The sequence below is a fragment of the Prochlorococcus sp. MIT 0801 genome (assembly GCF_000757865.1).
GTDB lineage: Bacteria > Cyanobacteriota > Cyanobacteriia > PCC-6307 > Cyanobiaceae > Prochlorococcus_B.
Genome location: NZ_CP007754.1, coordinates 795,153 through 807,821 on the forward strand (window position 1 = coordinate 795,153; position 12,669 = coordinate 807,821).

The following is a 12,669-nucleotide window of genomic DNA, read 5'->3' on the forward strand; positions in this document are numbered from 1 at the left end:
ACCCGAGTAATATATTTGTGCTTAGCATCGAGTATGATTTTTTTAAATTCTTTGGGTTTCAGAACTAGTGGCGAATCTTGTCTGAAATAATGATTAATTTCAATAAAAATAAATATGATTATTATGATAAAAAGTGAGTTTAATAACATTTTTAGTTAGAATATTTGATAATTTAATAAAAAATCTTTAGTACCTTTATTACATTTTCAGCTGCCTCTAGGTTTATTATAACCATCTTTAGATGGCTCACTATTGTATTCGTTAAAGCTTTTTACTGTGAGATCAAAATCAGGTTTCTTTAGACCTGTCCCTTTGGTTATTGCATCATTAATACTATCGAAAGATACTTGACCTTCTTGGTCTAGTAGAACATTACCTTTTCCGTCAAGAATCACTGTCTGAGGTATCTTCCCATGCCAGTAATAGGCGGGGTCGGTAATAAATTTTTTGTCATCATTGTCTAATTCATCAATTGATAGAGGAATTACATCAACAGATGAGCTCCACAATAACTTAATACCTGAAACTACAGGGGCAAATTGTTTACTAGCAGAACTATCATCTAGATAGAAAACTAAAACACTTGTTCTTTCGTTTTTTAATGATTCTGATAATGTGCTTTGTGGTGGAACTAATGATCCGTTGCCAGCATAGATTGGGTATATATTTCCATCATAACTATCAGTATCCCTAGCAGAATATACTGGATTGACAAATAGAAAAAAAAGTATAAGCAGTGAATAGAATATTCTTAACAAAATAAATGTAAAATACTATTTTTTAAATTCTAAAGTCTTAAAGCTAATATAGCTATATTTATTAATAAATAAATTATCCTTTGGATAATTTTCTTCCCATACCTTGAGCGATACCTCTACCTATTAATCCAATAGATCTTCCCACAACTTTTGTGAGGATTAGAACTATTAAATCGCCCAAGTACTGAATTATTGCCTGTACTTGTGGAGCCAAGGCATCTCTTAATTCTATTATGAATGCTATTTGCCTTTGGGCCCAGTCAAGTTTCTTTAATTCATCATCTCTAGGTTCAAGGGTGATAATTTTCTCAATCTTATTATTTTTGACTGTATAATATAATCTTTTGCTTTCATATAATCTAACTGGCTTTTTGAATAGATTTTGAAGTTGATTATTTGTATTGATATGATTTCGTTTACGTTCAAGTTCCCTTGTTGAAACTAATTCTTTATTTAGAAAGTATTTACGTAATTCTGGCCATTCAGAACATGAAGATATAATCTCCTCACTAACTATTTCAGCAGTCCTGAATATCCAATTTAGAATAAATGTTTCTAATTGAATAATAGATCGAGGGTCTTCTATTGATAAATAGTCTCCATCGAGGAGAATCGGCTTATTATTTAATATTGGATCTATTATTAAAGCTATTGAAGGTAGTTCATCATCAAGTATTCCAAGATCTGAATTATGTACTAGAAAGTCTGAAATAAAGACTTCTACACCATTCTTTTTTAGACGATCATATGAATCTATGAAATTTCGCAATGTATTAGCTCGTAATTCAGGAGTAATTGATTGTAAAATCTCTTCTAATCCTTTTTTGCGATTATTTTTAGAATCAAGTTTGATAATAATAGTTGAAAATTCTTTCAGAAGAGTTTTTAAGAGATTACATCGTTTGCTTTTATTTAATGAATAAAGAGCTACCAGCTCGTCCGTAGAATTTGTCAGGTCATCTTGAAGTCTCTCCTTTACCCGTTTATAAATGACATTCCATAATTCATTAGTTGAGGTATTCTTTATTGTTATGTCAGTATTATATTTGTTATTTAGATTTTTATTGCCATTATTTTTGATTGGAGACTCTATTAATACCTCTAGCGGCCCCCATAACCAGATGATTAATCTCTTCGCTGTTAATAGTTCTCTTCTTCTACCAATTAAAATGAAAAGATAGAATGTATTTATTGATTTCTTAGCTATAATTTCATCTATCGTGTATATATCTTTATTTATTTGTGATAAACCACTTGTTAATAACCAATGTCCTAGTCCATATGAATTATGAATTGAGTTAGCTTTGTAATTTGTTTCATTATTAACTTTAAATACTCTGCCTCCCCTAAGCAAAATATTGATTGTATCTCTTAAAAGTTCAACAGTAGGATCTTGAATAACTCCTTCACTACCAAAAGTCATTAAATCATCAGAAGATAATTTAATGCTTTTTGGTATTACAATTAGGATTGGAGTTTGATCCCATCTTTCTTTTAACTTATGAATTTCTAGTTTAATTGAGTTTGAGAGTTCTACTTCTTCAAGGCAAAATAGAATAAGTTTAGGCAACCCATTTAGATCTTTTTTGTCTAAAACTATTTCTAAATTATTATCTTGAGATGTCAGCTGTAATGCTAATGATTCGCCTAACAGTGAAGGCGCTATCATTAAAATTTGTTTTGCTCTTTCTTCGATCAACTTTAATTCTAGAACCTATCCTTTTTAAGATAACTTGATTTAAAAATACTTCCAGCCCTATCCCATAAATCCAAAGGATCGAACATTTTTTTAAATGTTAGACAAGAAATTTATCTTTATCATTGAATGAATCTTGCAGAATAAGATTTTTTAGAGTTAGTATCGCTTCATTTAAATCTATTGAGCCGTCATATAGGGCTCTGCCTACGATTATTCCTTCAATACCCTCATCCTCGAAATCTGCTAGAGAAATTAAATCAGCTATTGAACCTATACCCCCTGAGGCAATTACTGGATTAATACTTATTTCAGCTATCTCTCTCAAGGCTTGAACATTAGGTCCTTTTAGAGTGCCATCAGTTGCAATATCTGTTGATATGATTGCTGCTAATTCAAGATCGTTAAGTTGTCTTGCTAGGTCTAGAGAAGATATTTCGCTTTGTTTTAACCAACCTCGAGTGGCTACCATCCCCTCTTTGGCATCAATCCCTACTGCAACTCTTTTTGGATATTCTTTGGATAAGTCTTTAACTAATTTGGGGTTCTCTATCGCAATTGTTCCTAAAATAATTCTGTCTATACCAATGTCGAATAATTCTTTTGCACGATCAATGCTCCTAATTCCACCTCCAAGTTGAATCGGTATTGTAATAGATTTTTTTATCTCTTTAATTTTTAGATCATTTATGGGCTCACCTGTCTTAGCACCATCAAGATCTACAAGATGTAATCGTTTTGCTCCCTTGCTTTCCCAAATCTGAGCTTGTTTTACAGGATCACTATTGAACTTAGTAACTTCATTATAATTTCCCTGATTTAGTCGAACACATTTACCATTGAGTAGATCTATTGCAGGTATGATTTCCATCAAGAAAAAAATTATTACTATTCATCTAACATCATCTATGTAGCTCTGGGAGATTATCTATAGGCTTTAATATAATTTTTTTAATAAATGATCTTGAAAGTTCTTTTTTACGGCGGAACAAGGTTTGTAGGGAAAGCTCTTGTCTCGAACTTGCTAAAAAAAGGACATGAGGTTTTTGTTTTTACTCGTGGGAATTTACCAGTACCACAAAATATAACTCACTTAAAGGGAGACAGGTCAAATGATGAGGATCTAAAAAAACTATCTGATCATTCATTTGATCTGATTGTTGATAGCTCTGGACGAAAGTTGGAGGATACTCAAAGACTTCTTAAATTTTCAGGTCTTCCTAGTTACAGATTTATATACATAAGTTCTGCAGGCGTATATGACAACACTCAATTATTTCCTGTTTGTGAAGATAGTCCAATAGATTTTGAAAGCCGTCATATAGGCAAAGCACAAACAGAATCTTGGCTCAAGGCTGAAAGTATTCCTTTTACTAGTTTTCGTCCGACATATATATATGGCCCAGGCAATTACAACCCTATTGAAAAATGGTTTTTTGATCGCATAGTTAATGGTCGATCTATTCCTGTTCCTCTTGATGGTCAAGCGATCACTCAATTAGGACACGTTTCTGATTTGGCCGAGGCTATTGCCAAATCTCTTGAAACAGATAAAGCTATTAATCAAATTTATAACTGTTCAGGAAGCAAAGCAGTAACTTTTAAAGGTTTAATTGAAACGGCAATTTTAGCTACTGGAAATAAAGTCACTGATTTTAATTTGCGTTCTTTCGATCCATCAAAACTTGATCCTAAAGCAAGAAAACTTTTCCCTTTAAGGTTAACTAATTTCTTTACTGACACTTCAAAAATAGAAAAAGATTTAGCTTGGAAGCCCAAATTCGATTTGTTAAATGGTTTAATTGATAGCTATAAGAATGATTATCTATTAGCTAATCATGAACAAGTTGATTTTAGTTCTGATGAGTTTCTTTTTGATTGAATATATATTTCATAGCAGAAGTTAAAGTCAGAAAAAATGCTATCCAGAATGAGATATAGCCTATTTTATTAATAATATTAATGGTATAAATCGTAGCCCAACTTTTGGGCCATAATAATAGAATGATACTTGCAAACTGAAATGTAGTTTTATATTTACCCTGAATCGAGGCTGGACCACCTGATGTCTTATCAGATCGCCAACTAGTTATTAAAAATTCTCTCGATATTATTAACCAGATAGACCATAAGGGAACTAGATTCTCATGGGCCAACCAAATCATTGGACCAATAAGAAGGATCTTGTCTGCCAGAGGATCAAGCTTCGCTCCAAAAGCAGATTTATGATCATATTTACGTGCAAAGTAACCGTCTAGATAATCAGTAAGACCAGCTATCAGGATTAACAAAATAAAAGCTTCATTGTTACCAGTACTTAGTAAAATAAGTATTGGCAAACCAAGCAATATTCTTGAAATTGTGAGTCCATTTATAATCCTCGCCCAAGTAATAAATCTTTTTTCTTTGAAAATCTTTTTGTTCATTTTATCTTAAATCTAATATAGTAAAATTGTTTAAAAATTCTAAAGCATTGCCTATAAAGAACCTATTATATTATAATGAGAATTAACAGGTTAAAATCATGACTACTTTTCTTATTTTTATGTTTTTCTTATCATTAGGTGCAATGACATTTATTGTAAGGAAATTAGATCAAGAATAATTTAAAAGTTTTAATTACTAATAACATTAATTCACGGTACATTATTTTTTGGTTTTTCCCAAAGGATTAGATATTTATAATTGATTAATTGAGTTATGTAGAGATCATAATTCCGTATAATTTTTGAAGAACGTTGATGGTGATCTTTCAAAAGTCTCATTCAAATGTCCTTTAAAGGATTATTCGAAAATATTTAAAAATTATCGATATTACCTTTATGCGTTTATATATTATCAACCAAGTCCCATCCATATATATGTGAATCCAGTGAAAATGAAAATGGACATTTTTTTGTATTTTCTTTGTGAAACTATATCTCTCAAATCAATAGATGTCTTGATTGGGGTATTCCTATTCTTAATATGATATCAATCAGCAAATCGAAATATAATCCTGATAGCGTTTATTTTTATATTTATGTTATGATAGCTTTCCCCAAGATAAAAAATCTTATACTTCTTTATCCTTTCCTAAAAAATATAGTTATTTCTTAATTACATATGATGTAGATTTTGTCTTTACTAGTAATAAATTTTTATTTCTACTTTTCCTCAAATTCTTTTAAATTAATAATTTCCTACTGATTACTATAAGCTTTCTAATCTATCTGATATTGGTATTTTTATTGTACTAATTGATTATTTTTTTTATATCCCATTGTTCTATTCGAATATTATATCAAAGAATATTATTTTATTAATAAATATTATATATATGCTTTGGCTAGATGTTTATTTTTGCTCATATTTATGGATTTATAATTCCTTTTTATTAGAGTAATTAATAGAAAATATAATTTATGGATAACCTCCTATCTATTAGACCTCTTTGTGATGAAGATATTGGTTTTGTTACTGAAATATCTAGAAAAGAAGGTTTTGCACCGGGAGTAGGTGATTTAAGAATTTATCAAAATACAGATAACCAAGGACTCTGGGTTGGTTGGTTGGATAACAATCCTATTGGGTGTATTGCTGGGGTTCGATATAATCAATATTACGGATTTCTCGGATTGTTTTTAGTGATTGAGGAGTATAGAGGTAGAGGTTTTGGCCTTCAGCTTTGGAAAAAGGCTTTAAGTCATTTAAGTGATTTGCCCTGTGTTGGATTAGAGGCTGCGCCAGAGAGAATTATTGATTACTCAAAATGGGGCTTTACGATATCTTCGAAAACAACTAGATGGCAATTGTTGGGCGATGGGAAATTACTTGAGCAATACTCTAAGAATGGGGATATAGATGATTTCAGCTTTGTTGAAGGCTCATCAATACCTCAAGATGCTGTAGAAAAATTTGACGAACAAAGAGAAACAACTCCTAGACCTCATTTTTTATCTAATTGGCTCAATCATCCAGCTGGAAAGGTAATAGCAGTAATTGATAAGGAAAATTGTTGTCATGGTTTTGGTCGAATAAGACCATGTCTTTTGCAAAACGGAGATGGATGGAGAATTGGTCCTTTAATGGCTGATAATCCAATGCTTTTACAAATTTTATTGAAGAAATTAATAGAAAGCCATCCTGGGTTGATAATTATCGACTCTCCTGGCTTAAATAAGTCAGCTTCTGAAGTCTTTGAAAAATTAGGTTTCAAATCAGAATCTGAAACTTTCAGGATGTATAGAGGTTCTCAACCTCCTGTTTCCATGAATGATGTATATGGTTTGGCTTGCTTGGAGTTGGGTTAATACTTTGTTTTTTATCCATTAGAATTTAATTGTCCTCTATGAATTTGTTTCTCTTCTTTCAATTGAGTTTCTAATTGATCAATAAGTGTCGTAACTAATGATTGGAATTCTGGTTGGCATCCTTTGAAGGCAGCTTTATGTCTTATTGATTCGTTCCTTGTTCTTAGATCAGTAAGCATTAGTTGCAACGAGTCAATTTTTGCGTTGGTGTTCATAGTAATTTAAGTTTTATGGTCAAATACTAAACGCGTTTAATGCCTTACTCATATTTGTTTTGGGATTCTCTTCGCTACTAGTAATCTCGATAATTCTTTCGATAGAATTTTTTGTTTTTAAAGCTTCTATACAGGCTTTTGCAACAAGCCTTCTGGGGATCGAGCCTTCTTCTTGAGTTTTTTCACCAGAGAATAAAATGTTCTGATTTTTTAAATTAGTTTCATTCTCATTCAATCCTCCTGGACGTATGATAGTCCAATCTAGACCACTTTTTTGCAGAGATCTCTCACCTAATCTTTTCCATATAAGTATTAGACCAAATAAATTTAGAGGGTGTATCAATTTTCCTGCGCAAAGTGAACTAACAAGAACAACCCTATTTAACTTCTGTCTCTTACAGCTTTCAATTTGTTTTTTGATATTTAGATAATCTACTTTTGCTGGGCCAGTTAAATCGATAGATGGCCTTGCACCTGTTGCTATGACTAGGCTCTCACAACCTTGTAATGCATAATCAAGTGTGGTTCCATTAGTGTCTGACAAAACGTACCTTTCACAACCTTTTATTGATTCAGGGATCTCAGACTGTGATCTAACTATCAATCTCACTTCATATCCAGCTGTTATGGCTTCCTCTGCTACTCGAAAACCTGTTTTCCCCGAAGCTCCTGTTATGGCTAGTTTCATTCGAATTGAATTTCTTTGATATGTTTCTAGCAAGAATTAGCCCTTTTTGTAGCGAAAATAAAATTAATAGATAATTATTAAGCCTTTATACAAATAATGGCTTTCTTTCGATTAGGGTAAAGCTCTTTGCACAAGTTACAGACTGTACCGTTACATCCTCTCGCTGAGCAATATTCTCTTCCATAAAAAATAATTTGTAGATGTAATTTATTCCAAAGGTTTTTTGGAAATAATCTTTTTAGATCCTTTTCCGTTTGGATAACATTTTTACCTGAAGTTAACCCCCATCTCTGAGATAATCTATGTATGTGCGTGTCGACAGGAAATGATGGTACACCAAATGCTTGAGACATTACAACACTGGCTGTCTTATGACCTACTCCAGGGAGTGACTCGAGTTCATGAAAAGAATTTGGAACTCGATTGTTGAATTTTTCATGAATAATCTTTGATAAGTTAAAAATATTTTTTGCTTTAGTTTTTGCAAGTCCAAGTTGTTTTATATAATTATATATTTCATGCTCACCTATTTTGTACATTTTCTCGGCTGAGGGAGCAAGTTTGAAAAGTTCTTTAGTTAATTCATTGACTTTCTTATCAGTTGATTGCGCACTTAATACAACTGCTACAAGAAGCGTGAAATCATTTTGATGATCTAAGGGTATCGGTGTCTCAGGATAAATTTCTTCAAGTCTCTTAATTATTATTTTTACCCTTTCATCTTTTTTCATTGGAGTATGACTATCATTGCTTCTAAAGCTACCTAATAAAAACCTTTTAACTTGAAGACATAGAATAGACTTTAATAAAAATAAAAAGGTAACATTTTATACACATGATTGTGATTTTTGTCTATAGAATTTTTATTTTATAGGTAGTTAGTTTTTTAATTGATTTTTAGAGAATAGAATAAGAAAAAATAGTTTTGTGAGTACTGAACTAGAAGTCCACAACTTATGGCATGAATTTAAGTCTAATAAAAATAATAATTGGGTTCTAAAAGATATTAATTTTGCTTTAAAAGCTGGAGAATTGATAGGTTTGCTTGGTCCTTCTGGCTGTGGAAAAACTACCCTTTTAAGATTGATAGCAGGTTTTGAAAAGCCTAAGCGTGGATCAATAAAAAAAAATGGGCAAATAATCTCAAATAATAAATATCTTCTTTCCCCAGAGCGAAGGCAAATAGGGATGGTTTTTCAAGACTATGCTTTATTTCCTCATTTGAACGTTTGGGATAATGTTTGCTTTGGCATAAATAAAAAAGAGAAATCCATTAAAAGAGCAAAGTGGCTATTGAATTTATTGGATATTTATGAGTTTAAAAACAGATATCCTCACGAACTTTCAGGTGGACAGAGCCAAAGAGTTGCATTAGCTCGTGCTCTGGCCCCTGGGACTTCATTGGTTTTACTTGACGAACCTTTTTGCTCTTTAGATGTTGAAGTGAGAGCGAGATTGAGGTCGGAACTTTCTTCCGTTTTAAAATCCTGCTCAGCATCTGCAATTTTAGTAACTCACGATCCTCATGAAGCATTAGCTATTTGTGATCGGGTGGCTGTCTTAAGAAATGGTGAAATTCAACAATACTCAACTCCTTTTGAGATAGTTTTAAACCCATCAAATGATTTCATAGGTCAATTTGTTTTGCAAAAAAATGTTTTGCCTATTCAATATATTGATAATTCCTATTCTACATGTATCGGCAAATTGAGTTTGCCTTCCGATATGTCAATTTCATCAAAATCTGTTTGTATGTTTGATAAAAATGCTATTCGAATTGAGTCTTGTTCAAATGATATCTTTACTGTTATCTCAAAAGAATATCGTATTAATCATTATGTTTATACCGTGATCAGTGATAGTTTAAAGTTGAAATCCGAAATGAGCTTGGATACATCATTATCTATTGGAGATAAATGTAAAGTCGTTGCAATTCACGATAAAAACTTTTTAGTTCTACCTGAAAATATTAAATCTAATTTCTAATTAATTTTAATGCTTTGAAAAATCATATTTAAACTATTAGACGCAATTGAGTTTCATTATCAAATAAATAAATTTTTATATTTTAATTTTTTGCATCAAAATGATAAAAAATGAGTTATGGTTTTATTGAACAAAAAATTAGTTTTTGCGTTCTTTGACCTAGCTTTTTTTTGTTATGCAGTCAGCTCCATCCAGTTTGATAGATCTTAATATTGGTCCTTCAGGTCGTGCAGTTGCGCAGCCGATGGATCTTGATCTACTTGAGGCTCTTTATCAACATACCTCTCTTGAAAGGGTTTCAAGTGCACAATATTTAGCAATGTCCCTTTGGTTCCTAGAGAGAGAATTAAGAGGTTTTTCTTCATTTTTCAAGAATGAGTCTTTATCTGAGCAAGAGCATGGATTTAACTTCGCTAAATACTTGATAGCTCGTGGTCAAACTGTTGAACTTGAAGAAGTAACTAAACCAATACAAGAATGGAAGACAGTCCAGGAATTGCTAACTCTGTCTTTCCAAATGGAGGCTGACGTAACATCCTCTGTTCAGCAGATTTATTCATTGGCCGAGAGATCAAATGATACTCGTACAACGGTATTTCTTGATCCGGTTATCGATGAGCAAATTAAATCAGAAGATGAAATGGCTTATTTGCTCGGTAAAGTCAAATTTGCTGATAATGATCCTTCAGCATTGTTGATTATTGATAATGAGTTAAATAATAAATAATAAATAATAAATAATAAATAATAAATAATAAATAATAATTTAATATTTTCGCTACTTATATTTGCTGATAAGTACTAGATCTTTTAGCCATTTCTAACAGAAATTCTAACGACAAATCATGAGAATTTGTATTAAACATACTTTCAGTGATGTTTATTATTTTTAGTCTATTTTTATTTAGTTTATCTAGTTCTAGCTTTAATCTTTTTGACAGAGATTTATTCTGACAAGTCTTAAGCGTTAAATTGATGTTTTTGGACCTAATCTTTATAAATTCTATCTCTTTGCAGAGTGACAAAACAATAGACTCGGAATAGGAAAATAAACTTTTATTCATTATTTATTAAGCTGCTAATGGGGATGACTCAATAAACTCTGGCGAAAGACTTAGTGTTTGAACACCTGATGGTGCTTTTAGTAAATCTGCTGTTCTCAGTCTTGAAATTAAACGAGTAGAAGTAACCCTTGTTGATCCAATTAACTCTCCAATTCTTTCGTGAGTAAGTCTGAATGGTAATTGGCACCAATCACCGCATCTTCTTCCAAGTCGGTTAACCAATAAAGCAAATAAAGCTTGTAGTCTTTGTTCGGCATTACCTAAATGTCTAATCCTAAGTAGTTGAAGAGTCCACTCGTTGACAGCATCATATCCGCCTGTTTCAAGTGGTTTTTCAGCATCACTTACAAAGCAAAGTGATGTTAAAGCTTCTACGCATACACCTTCACTGCATAGACGGTCAGTTCTTAATTGATCTCCAGACTGCAAGAAAGCCAATGTCATTCCTTCTGTTTCCTCGCAAGGGCAAAAAACACGCGCTATGCCATCTAAAACTTCTAAGCAAGTATCTCCTCTCCTGGAGGAGGGATCTATCAGAACCGATTGACCCGTTGCCATTCGAACAGCTGATGAGGGAGTTTCAGGGTAACTTCTAAAGCTCATTGAACTTTGAGGGAGCTCGATTGATTTCTAACTTACACAAAATTTATAGCTTTTTGCAACCGATTCTCAATAGCAACAAGCTCTTGAGATTTTTTGCTATCCAAAGTATAAAAAGACACATCAAATGGCTATTATTTACGCATTTTTTATCATTTGAGTTAGTTAATTGTGACATTAGTGCATGCAGGTTTGTATGTATTCCTGCCAAATATTCCATTAAAAAAGGCCCGCAAGCGGGCCTTTTTGTTCACTAATGAAATTAATAATTAACCGTTAGTGATTTTAGCGTTTTCCATATTGTCGAACGCTTTACCTACGCGTCTGAAGTCAAATCCCATAGCTCTTAATGCATGCCAGAGATGACCCTGAATGAAGAAGAAGCCAAGATAGAAGTGAACATTTGCTAACCAGGCTCTAGCTGTATGAGCTCCAGTTGCAAGTGATGCGTCAGTGTCAACGAAATAAGGAGCGAAATCAAACTTGAGTTGAAGTACATCTCCAAAGAATTCTGTTGAGTAAACAGTTGTGTTTGTTGAACTCCAGAAAGCTGCAACAAGAGCACAATAGCCAACACCAGCTAATGAGTATGAAAGAACAGCTTCTGCTGAAAGAAGTCCTTTACCTTTAAATTCTGTGTACTCACCAAATTGCTTAGTGATGATATGGAATGCTCCACCAATAATTTGGAAAAATGCTAAGAATGCGTGACCGCCCATAACATCTTCTAAACTGTTGATTTGAAGGAAATCAGCTTGGTGATTCCAAATCATTCCTAAATCTAGGTTGTAAGAAACTGTACGAGTAGCCCCTAAAGCAGTATCCCAAATACCATGATATTGAGCCCATTCAACGAATTGAATGTTTGCCAAACCTAGGAAAATAAGGTGGTGACCAAGGATAAATGTAAGCTTGTCTGGATCGTCCCACTCGAAGTCAAACTTTTTAGGACGACTTCCTTCAGGATAGTTTCCTAAATCTCCGTCATATCTTGTTGAGTGAAGAATTCCACCAGCACCAAGAACACCAGAGAAAATTAGGTGAAGTACAGCAATAACTGTGCAACCGTAAGGCTCAGTTATTACTCCGTTTTCAATTCCACCTATTCCAAGTTGTGCAAGGTGAGGCAAGCAGATCAAGTTTTGATTACCCATCGCAACGGATGAGTCATAACGAGCTAGCTCAAATAAAGTGAACGCACCTGCCCAGAACATCATCAAACCAGCATGGGCAGCATGCGCAGCGATGAATTTTCCGGAGCGATTGGCCGTCCCTGAATTACCCGCGTACCAGTCATAGGTAACGCTAGGATTCCCGTAGGTCTGCACGAGAAATAAACAAAGAACAGTAAGAGGATATATTTATAGGTC

The 12,669-nt window shown here is 32.9% G+C and carries 13 protein-coding genes; 4 read left to right on the plus strand and 9 right to left on the minus strand.

From position 1 onward, the window contains the following. Nucleotides 1-206: 206 nt before the first annotated feature. The 3 genes from EW15_RS04125 to hisA all read right to left on the minus strand — a co-directional run bounded on the left by EW15_RS04125 (nt 207) and on the right by hisA (nt 3,325). Nucleotides 207-761 (minus strand): thylakoid membrane photosystem I accumulation factor, encoded by a 555-nt coding sequence (locus tag EW15_RS04125; protein WP_038652275.1) that lies wholly within the window; start codon nt 759-761, stop codon nt 207-209. A gap of 70 nt (nt 762-831) precedes the next feature. Beyond that, nucleotides 832-2,427 (minus strand): DUF3685 domain-containing protein, encoded by a 1,596-nt coding sequence (locus EW15_RS04130; protein ID WP_038655163.1) that lies wholly within the window; start codon nt 2,425-2,427, stop codon nt 832-834. Between the two features lie 127 nt (nt 2,428-2,554). Beyond that, nucleotides 2,555-3,325 carry a 1-(5-phosphoribosyl)-5-[(5-phosphoribosylamino)methylideneamino]imidazole-4-carboxamide isomerase gene (gene hisA / locus EW15_RS04135; protein ID WP_038652278.1) on the minus strand — a complete coding sequence of 257 codons (771 nt, stop codon included), beginning with the start codon at nt 3,323-3,325 and terminating at the stop codon, nt 2,555-2,557. Between the two features lie 87 nt (nt 3,326-3,412). On the opposite strand from hisA, the gene EW15_RS04140 reads away from it, so the two are divergent. Continuing rightward, complete coding sequence (locus EW15_RS04140) at nt 3,413-4,336, plus strand: NAD-dependent epimerase/dehydratase family protein (RefSeq protein WP_038652281.1); 924 nt, start codon at nt 3,413-3,415, stop codon at nt 4,334-4,336. Here EW15_RS04140 and pgsA read toward each other — a convergent pair. Continuing rightward, a complete protein-coding gene (gene pgsA / locus EW15_RS04145; RefSeq protein ID WP_038652284.1) occupies nt 4,308-4,880 on the minus strand; it encodes a CDP-diacylglycerol--glycerol-3-phosphate 3-phosphatidyltransferase in 573 nt (190 codons plus the stop codon). The genes EW15_RS04140 and pgsA overlap by 29 nt on opposite strands. A 978-nt stretch (nt 4,881-5,858) precedes the next feature. Between pgsA and EW15_RS04150 the strand changes: the two genes are divergently transcribed. After that, nucleotides 5,859-6,746, plus strand: a complete 888-nt coding sequence (locus EW15_RS04150) for a GNAT family N-acetyltransferase (RefSeq protein WP_038652287.1) — start codon at nt 5,859-5,861, stop codon at nt 6,744-6,746. An 11-nt stretch (nt 6,747-6,757) separates the two neighbouring features. On the opposite strand, the gene EW15_RS04155 is transcribed toward EW15_RS04150, so the two are convergent. The 3 genes from EW15_RS04155 to nth all read right to left on the minus strand — a co-directional run bounded on the left by EW15_RS04155 (nt 6,758) and on the right by nth (nt 8,380). Then, nucleotides 6,758-6,961 (minus strand): hypothetical protein, encoded by a 204-nt coding sequence (locus EW15_RS04155; RefSeq protein ID WP_038652290.1) that lies wholly within the window; start codon nt 6,959-6,961, stop codon nt 6,758-6,760. A gap of 19 nt (nt 6,962-6,980) precedes the next feature. Next, nucleotides 6,981-7,649: an SDR family oxidoreductase gene (locus tag EW15_RS04160; protein WP_038652293.1), complete on the minus strand. Its 669-nt coding sequence runs from the start codon at nt 7,647-7,649 to the stop codon at nt 6,981-6,983. Between the two features lie 77 nt (nt 7,650-7,726). Beyond that, the gene (gene nth / locus EW15_RS04165; protein ID WP_038652296.1) at nt 7,727-8,380 is read right to left on the minus strand and encodes an endonuclease III; all 654 of its coding nucleotides are present in this window, start codon (nt 8,378-8,380) and stop codon (nt 7,727-7,729) included. Between the two features lie 196 nt (nt 8,381-8,576). Here nth and EW15_RS04170 point away from each other — a divergent pair, with 196 nt between their 5' ends. Beyond that, nucleotides 8,577-9,635: an ABC transporter ATP-binding protein gene (locus tag EW15_RS04170; protein WP_038652299.1), complete on the plus strand. Its 1,059-nt coding sequence runs from the start codon at nt 8,577-8,579 to the stop codon at nt 9,633-9,635. A gap of 175 nt (nt 9,636-9,810) precedes the next feature. Next, nucleotides 9,811-10,362, plus strand: coding sequence for a ferritin (locus EW15_RS04175; RefSeq protein ID WP_038652302.1), 552 nt, complete (start codon nt 9,811-9,813; stop codon nt 10,360-10,362). A gap of 343 nt (nt 10,363-10,705) precedes the next feature. Here EW15_RS04175 and EW15_RS04180 read toward each other — a convergent pair whose 3' ends face one another. Both EW15_RS04180 and EW15_RS04185 read right to left on the minus strand, forming a co-directional pair. Continuing rightward, nucleotides 10,706-11,302, minus strand: a complete 597-nt coding sequence (locus EW15_RS04180) for a Crp/Fnr family transcriptional regulator (RefSeq protein ID WP_038652305.1) — start codon at nt 11,300-11,302, stop codon at nt 10,706-10,708. 266 nt (nt 11,303-11,568) lie between these two features. Beyond that, nucleotides 11,569-12,627: a chlorophyll a/b binding light-harvesting protein gene (locus EW15_RS04185; protein ID WP_038652308.1), complete on the minus strand. Its 1,059-nt coding sequence runs from the start codon at nt 12,625-12,627 to the stop codon at nt 11,569-11,571. Nucleotides 12,628-12,669 lie beyond the last annotated feature (42 nt).

Bases quoted from the DNA above. Each gene is read 5' to 3' on its own strand.
- EW15_RS04130 (WP_038655163.1), bottom strand. From the start codon at position 2,427: ATGATAGCGCCTTCACTGTTAGGCGAATCATTAGCATTACAGCTGACA.
- EW15_RS04155 (WP_038652290.1), bottom strand. From the start codon at position 6,961: ATGAACACCAACGCAAAAATTGACTCGTTGCAACTAATGCTTACTGAT.
- EW15_RS04150 (WP_038652287.1), top strand. From the start codon at position 5,859: ATGGATAACCTCCTATCTATTAGACCTCTTTGTGATGAAGATATTGGT.
- hisA (WP_038652278.1), bottom strand. From the start codon at position 3,325: ATGGAAATCATACCTGCAATAGATCTACTCAATGGTAAATGTGTTCGA.
- EW15_RS04175 (WP_038652302.1), top strand. From the start codon at position 9,811: ATGCAGTCAGCTCCATCCAGTTTGATAGATCTTAATATTGGTCCTTCA.
- pgsA (WP_038652284.1), bottom strand. From the start codon at position 4,880: ATGAACAAAAAGATTTTCAAAGAAAAAAGATTTATTACTTGGGCGAGG.
- EW15_RS04160 (WP_038652293.1), bottom strand. From the start codon at position 7,649: ATGAAACTAGCCATAACAGGAGCTTCGGGGAAAACAGGTTTTCGAGTA.
- EW15_RS04140 (WP_038652281.1), top strand. From the start codon at position 3,413: ATGATCTTGAAAGTTCTTTTTTACGGCGGAACAAGGTTTGTAGGGAAA.
- EW15_RS04180 (WP_038652305.1), bottom strand. From the start codon at position 11,302: ATGAGCTTTAGAAGTTACCCTGAAACTCCCTCATCAGCTGTTCGAATG.
- nth (WP_038652296.1), bottom strand. From the start codon at position 8,380: ATGAAAAAAGATGAAAGGGTAAAAATAATAATTAAGAGACTTGAAGAA.